We start from the raw sequence: 12898 nt of genomic DNA on the forward strand, positions 1-12898 counted from the left end.
AGCGCCGCAGTGTCGCGAGCGCCTCACCAGGCCCAATCGAGGAGCCCCGCCCGTGACCGCCGAAACCCAGGCCGCGCCCGTCCTGTCGTACGGCCGGCTGATCCCCGTCGCCGTCCACTTCGACGACCTGGACGCGCTCGGGCTGCTCCACAACGCCCGCTACCCGGTCATGGTCGAGCGCGCCTGGACCACCCTGTGGCACGAGCGGGGTTTCGGCTTCGAGGGCGACTGGGAGGCGGCGGGCGACTTCTGCAACGCCGTCAAGGAGCTGCGGATCACCTACGACGCCCCGGTGAACAAGCCGGGCGCGTACGCCGTGCACCTGTGGCTGGAGCGGCTCGGGAACACCGGCCTGACCTACGGATTCCGGTTCTGCTCGGCCGACGGAGCGATGACGTACGCGCGCGGCACCCGGGTCCTGGTCCGGCTCGATGCCGCGACCCTGCGCCCGACGTCGTGGAGCGAGCGGTTCAGGACCGCGGGTCGGGAACTGCTGCGCTCGGCGGACTGACCTTCGGGCGGTCGCGCTCCCCCGCGCGCAGCACGCCGGCGAACCCGGCGAGCCCGCACGCCAGAACCGTCACCAGGCAGAAGGACACGACCAGGCTGGTCGCCTGCGCCAGCCCGCCGAGCACGCTCGGCGCGATCAGCCCAGAGGTGTACGTGATGGTCGCGACGCCCGCGATGGCCTGACTGGGGTTGGGGCCGCTGCGGCCCGCCGCCGCGAAGCACAGCGGTACGACGACCGCGATGCCGAGACCCATCAGTGCGAACCCGCCCATCGCCACCGCCGGATGGCCGGCGACGACGATGAGCAGTCCACCGAGCACGGCGAGGACCCCGCCCGCGCGGACGGTGCGGACCGCGCCGAAGCGGTTCACCACCGCGTCCCCCGCGATCCGGGCGACCGCCATGGTCAGCATGAAGCCCGTCGTCGACGCCGCCGCCAGACCCGCCGACGCGTCGAGCTGGTCGCGCAGATAGACCGCCGACCAGTCCAGGCTCGCGCCCTCCGCGAACACCGCGCAGAAGCCGACCGCGCCGATCAGCAGCGCCGACTTCGGCGGCAGCGCGAACCGGGGCGGCGGCTCCTCGTCCTCGGCGGGCTGCAGATCGAGCACCCAGCCACAGGCCAGTACGCCGAGGAGCGTGAGGGCGGCCGCCGCGAGTGCGTGGTGCAGGCGTGCGTCGGCACCGAGGTGCGCGGCGAGCGTACCGGCCGCCGAGCCGATCAGGGCTCCGGCGCTCCACATGCCGTGCAGACCGGACATGATCGACTTGCCGAGGAGGCGCTCGACCTCGACGCCCAACGCGTTCATCGCGACGTCGGACATGCCCGCGCTCGCCCCGTAGACGAACATCGCCAGGCACAGCGTGTACAGGTTGGGCGCGAGGGACGGCAGGACGAGGGAGAGGGTCCACAGCGCGATCAGCCCGCGCAGGGCAGTGCGGCTGCCGAAGCGGTGGCTGATCCGGCCGGCCAGCGGCATGGAGCAGGAAGCGCCGAAGGCCGTGAAGGCCAGGGCGAACCCGAGCTGGCCGGCGCTGACCGACGCGTGGTCCTGGATCCACGGCACACGGGTCGCGAACGAGCCTGTGACGGCGCCGTGCACGGCGAACACCGCGGCCACGGCGTACCGGGCGCGCCTCACCTCGCGTGACTGAAAGCCCCCTTCGACCATCTCGCTCATTCTCCGCCCCTCCCCGGCTGTGTCCGTCCCGCTGGGTCCCGTAAACTATCAGGAACCCTTCCTGATGGATAGGGAGGGCGGCCGCCCCGTGAGCGGCTCCGCCGATCTGGGAGGATCCCGGCATGCCCGCATCCCCGAGCACCGCCCGGGCCATCAACGACCGGCTCGCCCTGCGCCTGCTGCAGCAGGAAGGCCCTTTGACGGCAGGGCAGTTGAAGCAGCTCACCGGACTGTCCCGGCCCACGGTGGCCGACCTAGTGGAACGGCTGACCGCGGGCGGACTGATCGCGGTGGTGGGGGAGTCGGGCGAGCAGCGGCGCGGTCCGAACGCGCGGCTGTACGGGATCGTCGCCGACCGTGCCCATCTGGCGGCGCTCGACGTGCGCACCGAGGGCGTCTCCGTCCTCGTCTCCGATCTGCTCGGCGGAGTCCTCGCCGAGGCGTCGGTGCCCATCGGCGGCGACACGGGAACGGGACCCGCGGTCGAGCAGGCGGTGGCGCTGGTGGAGCGCGCCGCAGAGGAGGCTGGGGCCATGGGGGTGCCCCCGCGGGAGCCTGTTCGAGCGCGGAGAAGGCTGCACACGGTCGGGATCGGCGCGCCCGGACTCATCGACCCCGCCACCGGCGAACTCCGCGACTCCACCGGGCTGCCGGAGTGGCACCGGCGCCTGGTCGCCGCTCTCCAGGAGCGCCTGCCCGCACGCGTGATCGTGGAGAACGAGACCAACCTCGCCGCCCTGGCCGAGCAGCGCGAGGGCGCGGCCCGCGATCGTGACACCTTCGTGCTGCTGTGGCTGGGTCACGGCACGGGCGCGGCCGTGGTGCTGGAAGGCGCGCTGCGCCGCGGCGCCTCGGGTGGCACCGGCGAGATCGGCTTCCTGCCGGTGCCGGGCACCGCGACCCTGCCATCGGCGACGGACTGCGAGGGCGGCTTCCACTCCCTTGCGGGCGCGGGAGGCATCGCCGAACTGGCGGGCCACTACGGCCTGTTCGCCGACGCGACAGGGAACGAGCCACAGGCGGCCGCACTCGTGCGCGCGGCCGTGGCGGCGGTCGCCGGGAGCGAGGGAGGGCGGACGGTTCTCGACGCGGAGGCCGACGTGCCCGCCGCCTCCCCCGCGCTCGAACGAGCTCCCGCGGGGGCACCCCCGTGGCGCCCGAAGGCGTCGTCGGGTGCGCGACCCGGCGCTGCCGCAACCGCGCCGGCCGGGGCCTTTCTCGATGCCCTCGCCGACCGTCTCGCCATCGGTGCCGCCTCGGTCGCTGCCATCCTCGACCCCGGGTGCGTGGTGCTCGGCGGTGAGGTCGGGCGGGCGGGCGGGGACGTACTCGCCGCACGCGTCGCGGAGCGGCTCGCGCGCATGTCACCGCTGGCCACCGAGGTGCGCGCGAGCACCTTGGGCGGCGGCGCCGTGCTGCGCGGCGCGCTGCTGACCGCCCGGGACGGCGCCCAGGACGAGCTGTACGCGCCTGCGGAGCGGTAGGCGGACGCACCGCGGGATCAGCCGCGTCCCCCGTCGCCGAACCGGCTCGCCAGGTAATCCTCGAACGTCCCCTTGCCCACCGCTCGCTCCGGTGCGAGATGATCGCCGTCACGGAACCCGCGGTACGCCTTGCCCGGCAGCGGCACGCTCGCCACCGCCCGCCGCCGGCCCGTCACCTTGAGATAAGCGCGGGCCAGTGACGCGAACGTCCGCACCTGGGGACCGCCCATGTCCTCGACCCGCCCCGCGGGCGCGCCCTGCGCCAGCTCGGCCAGCCGGGCCGCCACCTCCGCGACCTCGATGGGCTGATCCTCGACCCCGGCCGGCAGCAGCACGACAGGCGGCTTCGACAGCGCCTGCAGCAGCTGCGCAAGCAGGTCGTGGAACTGCGTCGTGCGCAGAACCGTCCAGCCGAGCCCCGACTCCTCGATCAGCTGTTCAACGGCGAGCTTGGCCCGGTAATAGCCGAGCGGTACACGGTCGACGCCGACGATCGAGATGTAGACCATGTGCCCCACCCCCGCCCGGCGCGCCGCGGCGATCAGATGGGCGGCCGCCTTCTCGTCACCTCCCCGCGGGGTGCTCGCACAGTGCACGATCGTGTCCACACCCGCGACGGCCGCGTCCAGGCCGCTTCCGCCCCGGATCAGATCGACGGCATACGGCTGCGCGTGCCGGGACAGTATGCGTACCTCGTGTCCGTCCGTCCGCAGCCGCTCGGCGACGAGCCGGCCGAGGGTTCCGGTGCCGCCGGTCACCAGGATCGTGGTCATGCTGTTCAGCCCCTTCGGACGCCGGGCGCTCCCTGGTGGAACGCCCTTCACCCGGTACGACCTGACAGCCCCGCGGAATGTGACAGAACTCAGGAGTGCGCGAGCTGCCGCCCCACGAACTCGAGCTTGTCCGGGTTCACCACCGCCCGGATCCGTGCGAGGAGCCCGTCCTGGACCTCGAAGGCGACGACCCCGACGACCCGTCCGCCGTCCCGGGTCACGAGACCGGGCGCCCCGTTGATCTCCTCGACCGTGAAGTCGACCTGCGCGGCGAAGCCTTCGAACGCGCCCGCCAGGAAACGGAGCACCTTCTCGCGCCCCTCGATCGGCCGCCGTGCCGCGGTGACCTTGCCTCCGCCGTCGCTCGAGCAGGTCACGTCGGCCGCGAGCAGCTTCTCCAGGGCGGCCAGATCACCCTCACGGGCCGCGGTGAGGAACGAGTCCAAGAGCCGGACCTGCCGCTCGGGTGCCGCCTCGAACCGCGTCCCGGGCGCGGCCAGTCGTCGCACCGCCCTGTGATGGAGCTGACGGCAGTTGGCCTCGCTCAGGCTCAGCACCTCTGCGATCTCGCGGTGGGCGTAGGCGAACGCCTCCCGGAGCACGTACACCGCCCGCTCGGCCGGGGTGAGCCGCTCCAGGAGGACCAGCAGGGCGACCGACACGGCGTCGCGTTGCTCGACCGACTCCAGGGGGCCGAGCGTGCCGTCCGACGTCACCACGGGCTCCGGCAGCCAGGGGCCGGGGTAGTGCTCGCGTCGGGCACGGGCCGAGGTGAGCCGGCTGAGGCAGAGGTTGGTGACCACCTTCGCGAGCCAGGCTTCCGGCCGTTCCACGGCATCCCGGTCGGTTCCGCTCCAGCGCAGATACGCGTCCTGCACGGTGTCCTCCGCCTCCTCGGCGGAACCCAGCATCCGGTAGGCAAGGCCGAACAAGCCCGGACGGTGGCACTCGAACTCGTCGGCGGTCCTCGTCACGCCGTCAGCTTCGCAGACGGCGTGGTGGAGGCCCGGCGGCGGGGCAAGGGCCTCCGTCACCGCCGCCGGGCCGCCCGCGGACGGCGAACCGCACCGAGACCGCCGACCCTAAGAGGACTAGACCAGAGCGGTCAATAGGTATGGACCAATCCTCAAATGCCGCTGGAGCGCCGGGTGTTGTCCCTGGTCGCAGTTGTGTCACTCCCTGCGCGGGCGGTCGGAGAAGTCCAGTATGTGAACATGTGAGCCACCCCACAGCGGTTCACCCGCATGGCCGTCGATCAGGCGTGGCACACTGAGGCTGTACCAGAAGCAGCGCACTCCGGGGTCGGTGAAAGTCCGAACCGGCGGTTATAGTCCGCGACCCGGTCGCTTCCAGCGGCCGGTTGACCAGGTGGAATTCCTGGACCGACGGTTAAAGTCCGGATGGGAGGCAGTGCGCGGCGGGCGGGCATTCGTGCGCGCCGCCGTATCGGCTCGTCCACGCGGACGGGTTGCGTCCGGCGTCGTCCGGTGTTCTCGCTCGTGTCTGCTGTCGTCATCGACAGTCCCCGGAGTCCGTGCCCCGATCGTGGCAGGAGGACCCGGGAAGTGTTCACCGGAATCGTCGAAGAGCTGGGTGAGGTCACCGCCGTCGAGAATCTCGGCGACTCCTCCCGCTTCCGGCTCCGTGGGCCCGTCGTCACCGAAGGTGCTCGGCACGGTGACTCCATCGCCGTCAACGGTGTCTGTCTCACCGTCGTGGAGCACGAGGGCGACGAATTCACCGCCGACGTCATGGCGGAGACCCTCAACCGTTCCAGTCTCGGCGCCCTCACGGTCGGCTCCCGCGTCAATCTCGAACGCCCCACCGCCGTCGGCGCGCGCCTCGGCGGGCACATCGTGCAGGGCCATGTCGACGGCACGGGCGCGGTCCTCGAGCGCAAGCCCTCCGACAACTGGGAGCTCATCACCATCTCGCTCCCGGCGGACCTCGCCCGCTACGTGGTCGAGAAGGGCTCCATCACCGTCGACGGCATCAGCCTCACCGTCGTCGAGGCCGGCGCCGATCGCTTCACCGTCAGCCTCATCCCGACGACCCTCGCGCTGACCACACTCGGCATCAAGCAGCCCGGCGACCCGGTCAACCTCGAGGTCGACGTGATCGCCAAGTACGTCGAGCGTCTGCTGGCCGGTCAGGGGGCCACCAAGTGAACTGGCTCAACTCCGAGGCGTTCACGCTCTTCGGCCAGCACATCAGGTGGTCGGACATGATCGGCAACGTGATCGGTCTGATCGCCCTCGCCTTCGGCTGGCGGCGCTCCATATGGAGTTGGCCGGTGCAGTTCCTGTCCGGCGTCATCCTCTTCGCGGCCTTCGCCACCGCCCACCTCTCCGGCAGCGCCGGCAAACAGGTCGTCGTGATGGTCGTCGCCGTTTACGGCTGGTGGCAGTGGAACCGAGGCAAGGGCCAGGGGGAGGACGGCCACATCGCCGTGCGGTTCGCCACCTGGCGCGAGCGCGCGGTGCTGGTCGCGGCCGCCGCCGTGGGCACCATCGCGGTCGCGGGCCTGTTCAAGGCGTACCCGTCGCTGTCCTGGGACCCGTGGCCGGACGCGTACATCTTCGTCGGCACGATCGTCGCCATGTACGCCCAGGCGCGCGGCATGGTCGAGTTCTGGTTCGCCTGGCTGCTCGTGGACGCCGTCGGCGTCCCGCTCAACTTCGCCAACGGCTTCGCCTTCTCCGGTTTCGTCTACATCATCTACGGCGCGCTCGTCCTGTGGGGCATGCGCGACTGGTGGCTGCGCTCCCGCCGGGCAGGGCAGCCCGTCCTGGAAGGAGCCCCGGCATGACTGCGGCGCCGATCCTGTACAGCACGGACAACATCGAGGACTTCGCGCTCGACCCGGTCGAGCAGGCCATCGCCGACATCGCGGCCGGCCGTCCGGTCGTGGTCGTCGACGATGAGGACCGGGAGAACGAGGGCGACCTCGTCATCGCCGCCGAGAAGGCCACCCCCGAGATCGTCGCCTTCATGATGAGCGAGTGCCGCGGTCTGATCTGCGCCCCCATGGAGGGCGACGAACTCGACCGCCTCGAGCTTCCGCAGATGGTCGACCACAACACCGAGTCGATGCGCACCGCCTTCACCGTGTCCGTCGACGCGAGCGGCGCTCACGGCGTGACCACCGGCATCTCCGCCTCCGACCGCGCCACCACGCTGCGGCTGCTGGCCGGAGGAGAGGCGGGCCCCGGCGACTTCGTCCGCCCCGGCCACGTCTTCCCGCTGCGGGCCAGGCCCGGCGGCGTGCTCGTCCGCAACGGCCACACCGAGGCCGCCGTCGACCTCGCCCGGCTCGCGGGGCTGCGCCCGGCCGGCGCCATCGTGGAGATCGCGGGCGAGGACGGCCACATGCTGCGGCTGCCCGAGCTCATCCCGTTCGCCCGCAAGCACGGCCTGACGATCATCTCGATCGAGGATCTGATCGCCTACCGGCGTACCTCGGAGCCCACCGTCCGCCGCGAGGCGGAAGTCCATCTGCCCACCGCCTTCGGCGAGTTCAGGGCGTACGGCTACCGCTCCACCGTCGACGGGGTCGAGCACGTGGCCCTCGTCCACGGCGAGATCGGCGACGGCGAGGACGTCGTCGTCCGCGTCCATTCCGAGTGCCTCACCGGCGACGTCTTCCACTCCCTGCGCTGTGACTGCGGCCCCCAGCTGGAGGCCTCACTGGAGCGCATCCAGGCGGACGGCAGGGGAGTGGTGGTGTACCTGCGCGGCCACGAGGGACGCGGCATCGGCCTGATGTCCAAGCTGCGCGCGTACGAACTCCAGGAGCGCGGCCGCGACACCCTGGACGCCAACCTGGAGCTGGGCCTGCCCGCGGACGCCCGCGACTACGCCGCCGGTGCCCAGATCCTGGAGGACCTCGGCGTCCGCAGCGTGCGCCTGATGACCAACAACCCCGACAAGACCGAGGCACTGCTCCGGCACGGCCTGAAGGTCACCGCTCGGGAACCGATGCCCGTACAGGCGGGCGAACACAACCTCCGTTACCTGCGCACCAAGCGGGACCGGATGGGGCACGACCTGCCCTGGCTGGACGCGACCGCCGTGTCCGCCTGTGGCAACCAGTAACAGAGCACTGAGGAGAGACGTGAGCGGCAAGGGTGCACCGGAACTGTCCGTACGCAACGCGAGCGACCTGCGGGTCGCCGTCATCGCGGCACAGTGGCACGAAAAGGTGATGGACGGTCTGGTGGAGGGCGCCCTGCGTGCCCTGCGCGAGCTGGGTATCGACGAGCCGACCCTGCTGAGGGTCCCCGGCAGCTTCGAGCTTCCGGTCGCCGCCAAGGTCCTCGCGGGCCGTGGCTATGACGCGATCGTCGCCCTCGGGGTGGTCATCCGCGGCGGCACCCCGCACTTCGACTACGTGTGCCAGGGGGTCACCCAGGGCCTGACCCAGGTCTCGGTCGAGACCGGCGTTCCGGTCGGCTTCGGTGTGCTCACCTGCGACACCGAGGAGCAGGCCCTGGACCGTGCCGGCATCGCGGGTTCCAACGAGGACAAGGGACACGAGGCCGTGACGGCGGCGGTGGCGACCGCCGCCACGCTCCGCTCAGTATCCGAACCCTGGCACTGAGATACGGCCCGGAGCGCGTAGGGTAAGGACCACCATGTCCAAGAAGACGTTCGAGGAGCTCTTCACCGAGCTCCAGCACAAGGCCGCCCAAGGTGACCCCGCCACCTCCCGCACCGCGGAGTTGGTCGGCAAGGGCGTCCATGCCATCGGCAAGAAGGTCGTCGAGGAGGCCGCCGAGGTCTGGATGGCCGCCGAGTACGAGGGCAAGGAGGCGGCCGCCGAGGAGATCTCCCAACTTCTCTACCACGTCCAGGTGATGATGGTGGCGCGCGGGATCTCCCTGGACGACGTCTACGCCCACCTCTGAGCGGTAAACCGAACATCCGCACACCCAACGCACGAACAAAGGAAGCCGACCTCATGCTGCGCATCGCCGTCCCCAACAAGGGTTCACTGTCCGGCCCTGCGGCGGAGATGCTGCATGAGGCCGGTTACCAGCAGCGCCGGGAATCCAAGGAGCTGAGGATCGTCGACCCGGAGAACGAGGTCGAGTTCTTCTACCTCCGCCCCCGCGACATCGCGATCTACGTCTCCTCCGGCCGCCTCGACATCGGCATCACCGGCCGCGACCTGCTCATCGACTCGGGCGCCAACGCCGAGGAGATCCTGCCGCTCGGCTTCGCCCGCTCCACCTTCCGCTTCGCCACCAAGCCCGGCACGGCGAACGGCGTCGAGGGACTGAACGGCATGACGGTCGCCACCTCCTACGAGGGCATCGTCGCCAAGCACCTCGCGGACAACGGCATCGACGCCTCCGTCGTCCACCTGGACGGCGCCGTCGAGACCGCCATCGAGCTCGGCGTCGCCGAGGTCATCGCGGACGTCGTGGAGACCGGCACCTCGCTGCGCAACGCGGGCCTGGAGGTCATCGGCGAGCCGATCATGAAGTCCGAGGCGGTCGTCATCCGCCGCACCGGCGCCGACGCCGAGGAGCCCAAGGTGCAGCAGTTCCTGCGCCGGCTCCAGGGCGTCCTGGTGGCCCGTACGTACGTGATGATGGACTACGACTGCCGTGTCGAGCAGCTGGAGAAGGCCGTCGCGCTCACCCCGGGTCTGGAGTCCCCGACCGTCTCGCCGCTGCACAACGAGGGCTGGGTGGCCGTCCGGGCCATGGTCCCTGCCAAGGAGGCCCAGCGGATCATGGACGACCTGTACGACATCGGCGCGCGGGCCATCCTGACCACGGCCATCCACGCCTGCCGCCTCTGAGGGGCCGTACGCCGATGCCGGACCTGCCCACCCTCCCCGTCACCTTCCGGCCGGGCCGCACCCGCGCCGTGCTGCTGCTCGCGGGAGTCACGATTTTTGTGGTCATCACCACGGTCGCGATGCTGCTGGAGCAGCTCACCGCAGGGGAGCGCCTCAGCTTCGTCCTCACGGCGGCCATCCTCTTCGGAGTGCTGCTTCTGCTCTCCCGGCCCAAGGTCGTCGCCGACGAGACCGGGGTCACCGTCGTCAACATCGCCAGCAGGCGTCATCTGGCCTGGGCGGAGATCCTGCAGGTCAACCTGCGTCCGGGTGACCCCTGGGTGTTTCTGAACCTCAGCGACGGCACCAGCCTGCCCGCCCTCGGCATCCAGCCGGGCATCGCCAGACAGCGGGCGATCGAGGACGCGCGCACGCTCCGTGCGCTCGCCGAGGCCCGCTCCACGGCCGATCCCGAGCGACATCAGGGCTGACTCCGGACCCTTCACCCTGCCGCACATGCCGGTGTCTTGATTAATCTGGAGACAGAGGCGCTTGCGTGGCGCCTCCGCCTCTGATGTACCGCCCGGTACTCAGGGGCTCCTGCTAACCGAGGAGTGACTCCCTCCGGCGATGGACGGATCGTCCTGTAGTACCTGCGCCGCCCCCTGCCGACATAGCGCGGACCGACCCCACGAGGTACGCGTGAATGCGGAGGCGGCGGCATCATGACCATCCCCCTGCTGCTGCTCGGGGCGGCGTTCCTGCTGATCCTGGCCAACGGCTTCTTCGTCGCGGCCGAATTCGGACTCGTGACGGTCGAGCGGCCCGACGCCGAGAAGGCAGCCGCCACGGGTGACCGACGGGCCCGTACGGTCGTCGAGTCGCTCAGGGAGCTGTCCTTCCAGCTCTCCGGCACCCAGCTCGGCATCACCATCACCTCGCTCGTGGTCGGCATGCTCGCCGAACCGGCGCTCGCCGATGTGCTGGACGGCCCCTTCGCCGCGATCGGGATTCCCGAGGGCGCGGCAAGCGGCATAGCCGTCGTCGTCGGCATGCTGCTGGCCTCGGCCCTGCAGATGGTGATCGGCGAACTCGTGCCCAAGAACTGGGCGGTGTCCCGGCCGCTCCAGGTCGCACGCTTCGTCGCGGGCCCGCAGCACCTCTTCTCGCGGCTGTTCCGGCCGGTGATCGCGGCCCTGAACGCGGTCGCCAACCGGCTGGTGCGGGCCCTGGGCGTCGAGCCCGCCGAGGAGCTGGCCTCCGCCCGCACTCCCGGCGAGCTCGTCTCCCTGGCCCGGCACTCGGCGCGGGCCGGCACGCTGGAACAGGACACGGCCGACCTGTTCGTACGCACCCTGTCCCTGGGCGAGCTGACCGCCCAGCACGTGATGACACCGCGGGTGCGGGTGAGCGCGCTGCAGTCGTCCGCCACGGCGGAGGACGTGGTCAATCTCACCCGGGCCACGGGTCTGTCCCGCTTCCCCGTCTACCGGGAGAAGATCGACGAAATCGTCGGCATGGTCCATCTCAAGGACGCCCTCGCGGTGCCCTCGCACGAACGGCTGCGCACGCCGGTCACCCGGATCGCCCAGACGCCGCTCCTCGTCCCGGAGACGCTGCCCGTGCAGCCCCTGCTGGAGCGGCTGCGCAGCGAGCAGCCCATCGCCGTCGTCGTCGACGAGTACGGCGGTACGGCGGGGGTCGTCACCCTGGAGGACATCGTCGAGGAGCTGGTCGGAGAGGTGCGTGACGAGCACGACCGGCTGGACCTGCCGGAGCTCGCCGCCGCTCCGCCCGAGGACGGGCGCCCCGCGTGGGACGCCGACGGCAGCTGCCGGGTCGACGTCCTGAAGCGGATAGGCCTGGACGTGCCGGAGGGGCCGTACGAGACCGTCGCCGGGCTCGTCGCCGATCTGCTCGGCCGGATCCCCGCTCCTGGTGATCGTGCCGAGCTGCCGGGCTGGCGGCTCACGGTCCGCCAGGTCGGGCACTACCGCGCCGAGCGGGTCAGGCTCGTGAAGGTCGCGGACGTCTTCGCGCCGGCCGTGGAGGCGGTGCGATGAGCCTGCTCCAACTCGTGTTCGCCGCGCTGCTGGTGCTCGCGAACGGGTTCTTCGTCGGCGCCGAGTTCGCGCTCGTGTCCGTGCGGCGCAGCCAGATCGAGCCGCTCGGGACCGCACGGGCCCGGCAGGTGCTGTACGGGCTCGAACGGTTGCCGCAGATGATGGCCGCGGCCCAGTTCGGCATCACCGTGTGCTCGCTGACGCTGGGCGCCGTCGCCGAACCGACGGTGGCACATCTGCTCGAGCCGGTGTTCGAGGCGGCGCACATCCCCGACGGGATGGTCCATGCGCTCGGCTATGTGATCGCGCTCGCCGTCGTCGTCTTCTTCCACTTGGTGATCGGCGAGATGGTGCCGAAGAACCTGGCGATGGCGGCGCCGGAGAAGGCCGCGCTGTGGCTGAGCCCGGGGCTGGTGGCCTTCGCCCGGCTGTGCCGTCCGGTGACGGTCGCGCTGAGCGCCTGCGCCAGGGTGATCCTCAAACTGTTCCGGGTGGAGCCGAAGGACGAGGTCGAGGCGGTCTTCACCAGTGAGCAGCTCAATCAGCTGGTGGAGGACTCCGGCCAGGCGGGGCTGCTCGACCCGGAGGAGCAGGAGCGGCTGGAGGACGCGTTGGAGCTGGGCTCGCGCCCGGTGACGGACGTGCTCCTCGACCCGGCCCTGCTGGTGACCGTGGAGTCCACGGTGACGCCGGGCCAGGTGGTGGCGCTCACCGCGCGCACCGGGTACTCGCGTTTCCCCGTGGTCGCTCACAACGGCGCCTTCATGGGCTATCTGCATGTGAAGGACGTACTGGACCTGGAGGACTCCGAGCGGGCGGTGCCGCAGCAGCTCTGGCGGCCGATGACCACGCTCGCCGCGGAACTGCCGCTCGACGATGCGCTGACCGTGATGCGCCGGGCCGCCACGCACCTGGCCCAGGTGGCCGACGCCTCCGGCCGGGTGCTCGGCCTGGTCGCCCTGGAGGACGTCCTGGAACTCCTGGTGGGCGAGGTCAGGGACCCGGCACACCGCGAGGCCCCACCCCAGCCGAGGACCGCGGAGCCGCGCGGCGAGACGGCCAAGGAGGCCGTCGTCGCGAGCTGACCCTTCGCACCAGG

14 protein-coding genes and 1 riboswitch are annotated in these 12898 nt (G+C 71.2%); of the genes, 11 read left to right on the plus strand and 3 right to left on the minus strand.

What is annotated here, in order from left to right; all coding sequences use genetic code 11:
* Positions 1 to 52: 52 nt before the first annotated feature.
* Entirely contained in the window at positions 53 to 511 is a 459-nt protein-coding gene (locus ACZ3TS_RS08685; protein WP_467614975.1) for an acyl-CoA thioesterase, read from the plus strand.
* Here the strand turns inward: ACZ3TS_RS08685 and ACZ3TS_RS08690 are convergent.
* The gene (locus ACZ3TS_RS08690; RefSeq protein WP_467614978.1) at positions 471 to 1691 is read right to left on the minus strand and encodes an MFS transporter; all 1221 of its coding nucleotides are present in this window, start codon (positions 1689 to 1691) and stop codon (positions 471 to 473) included. The two genes, ACZ3TS_RS08685 and ACZ3TS_RS08690, sit on opposite strands and share 41 nt — an antisense overlap.
* Positions 1692 to 1813: 122 nt before the next feature.
* Here ACZ3TS_RS08690 and ACZ3TS_RS08695 point away from each other — a divergent pair, with 122 nt between their 5' ends.
* Positions 1814 to 3175 (plus strand): ROK family transcriptional regulator, encoded by a 1362-nt coding sequence (locus tag ACZ3TS_RS08695; protein ID WP_467614980.1) that lies wholly within the window; start codon positions 1814 to 1816, stop codon positions 3173 to 3175.
* A gap of 17 nt (positions 3176 to 3192) precedes the next feature.
* On the opposite strand, the gene ACZ3TS_RS08700 is transcribed toward ACZ3TS_RS08695, so the two are convergent.
* Together ACZ3TS_RS08700 and ACZ3TS_RS08705 are read right to left on the minus strand one after the other, a co-directional pair.
* On the minus strand, positions 3193 to 3948 hold the full coding sequence (locus ACZ3TS_RS08700) for an SDR family oxidoreductase (protein ID WP_467614983.1): 756 nt from the start codon (positions 3946 to 3948) through the stop codon (positions 3193 to 3195).
* An 89-nt stretch (positions 3949 to 4037) separates the two neighbouring features.
* Entirely contained in the window at positions 4038 to 4922 is an 885-nt protein-coding gene (locus ACZ3TS_RS08705; RefSeq protein WP_467614985.1) for an RNA polymerase sigma-70 factor, read from the minus strand.
* 313 nt (positions 4923 to 5235) lie between these two features.
* Positions 5236 to 5366: riboswitch (FMN riboswitch) on the plus strand.
* 147 nt (positions 5367 to 5513) lie between these two features.
* Here ACZ3TS_RS08705 and ACZ3TS_RS08710 point away from each other — a divergent pair.
* From ACZ3TS_RS08710 to ACZ3TS_RS08750, 9 genes are all read left to right on the plus strand, one after another.
* Positions 5514 to 6116: a riboflavin synthase gene (locus tag ACZ3TS_RS08710; RefSeq protein WP_467614987.1), complete on the plus strand. Its 603-nt coding sequence runs from the start codon at positions 5514 to 5516 to the stop codon at positions 6114 to 6116.
* Positions 6113 to 6757 carry a nicotinamide riboside transporter PnuC gene (pnuC, locus tag ACZ3TS_RS08715; RefSeq protein ID WP_467614989.1) on the plus strand — a complete coding sequence of 215 codons (645 nt, stop codon included), beginning with the start codon at positions 6113 to 6115 and terminating at the stop codon, positions 6755 to 6757. The genes ACZ3TS_RS08710 and pnuC overlap by 4 nt, the downstream gene beginning before the upstream one ends.
* On the plus strand, positions 6754 to 8043 hold the full coding sequence (locus ACZ3TS_RS08720; protein ID WP_467614991.1) for a bifunctional 3,4-dihydroxy-2-butanone-4-phosphate synthase/GTP cyclohydrolase II: 1290 nt from the start codon (positions 6754 to 6756) through the stop codon (positions 8041 to 8043). Before pnuC ends, ACZ3TS_RS08720 begins: the two co-directional genes overlap by 4 nt.
* Positions 8044 to 8062: 19 nt before the next feature.
* Entirely contained in the window at positions 8063 to 8548 is a 486-nt protein-coding gene (ribH, locus tag ACZ3TS_RS08725; protein ID WP_467614994.1) for a 6,7-dimethyl-8-ribityllumazine synthase, read from the plus strand.
* 34 nt (positions 8549 to 8582) lie between these two features.
* Positions 8583 to 8855: a phosphoribosyl-ATP diphosphatase gene (locus ACZ3TS_RS08730; RefSeq protein WP_019983911.1), complete on the plus strand. Its 273-nt coding sequence runs from the start codon at positions 8583 to 8585 to the stop codon at positions 8853 to 8855.
* 53 nt (positions 8856 to 8908) lie between these two features.
* Positions 8909 to 9757, plus strand: coding sequence for an ATP phosphoribosyltransferase (hisG, locus tag ACZ3TS_RS08735; RefSeq protein WP_467614997.1), 849 nt, complete (start codon positions 8909 to 8911; stop codon positions 9755 to 9757).
* 14 nt (positions 9758 to 9771) lie between these two features.
* Positions 9772 to 10227, plus strand: a complete 456-nt coding sequence (locus ACZ3TS_RS08740) for a PH domain-containing protein (protein ID WP_467614999.1) — start codon at positions 9772 to 9774, stop codon at positions 10225 to 10227.
* Between the two features lie 234 nt (positions 10228 to 10461).
* Positions 10462 to 11799: a hemolysin family protein gene (locus ACZ3TS_RS08745; protein WP_467615002.1), complete on the plus strand. Its 1338-nt coding sequence runs from the start codon at positions 10462 to 10464 to the stop codon at positions 11797 to 11799.
* Positions 11796 to 12884: a hemolysin family protein gene (locus ACZ3TS_RS08750; RefSeq protein ID WP_467615005.1), complete on the plus strand. Its 1089-nt coding sequence runs from the start codon at positions 11796 to 11798 to the stop codon at positions 12882 to 12884. The genes ACZ3TS_RS08745 and ACZ3TS_RS08750 overlap by 4 nt, the downstream gene beginning before the upstream one ends.
* Positions 12885 to 12898: the final 14 nt, after the last annotated feature.

This window comes from Streptomyces sp. NPDC022910, from assembly GCF_055561075.1.

Coding starts and splice junctions, on each gene's coding strand:
- ACZ3TS_RS08690 (WP_467614978.1), bottom strand. CDS start 1,691: ATGAGCGAGATGGTCGAAGGGGGCTTTCAGTCACGCGAGGTGAGGCGC.
- ACZ3TS_RS08695 (WP_467614980.1), top strand. CDS start 1,814: ATGCCCGCATCCCCGAGCACCGCCCGGGCCATCAACGACCGGCTCGCC.
- ACZ3TS_RS08730 (WP_019983911.1), top strand. CDS start 8,583: ATGTCCAAGAAGACGTTCGAGGAGCTCTTCACCGAGCTCCAGCACAAG.
- ACZ3TS_RS08740 (WP_467614999.1), top strand. CDS start 9,772: ATGCCGGACCTGCCCACCCTCCCCGTCACCTTCCGGCCGGGCCGCACC.
- ACZ3TS_RS08700 (WP_467614983.1), bottom strand. CDS start 3,948: ATGACCACGATCCTGGTGACCGGCGGCACCGGAACCCTCGGCCGGCTC.
- ACZ3TS_RS08745 (WP_467615002.1), top strand. CDS start 10,462: ATGACCATCCCCCTGCTGCTGCTCGGGGCGGCGTTCCTGCTGATCCTG.
- ACZ3TS_RS08750 (WP_467615005.1), top strand. CDS start 11,796: ATGAGCCTGCTCCAACTCGTGTTCGCCGCGCTGCTGGTGCTCGCGAAC.
- ACZ3TS_RS08720 (WP_467614991.1), top strand. CDS start 6,754: ATGACTGCGGCGCCGATCCTGTACAGCACGGACAACATCGAGGACTTC.
- hisG (WP_467614997.1), top strand. CDS start 8,909: ATGCTGCGCATCGCCGTCCCCAACAAGGGTTCACTGTCCGGCCCTGCG.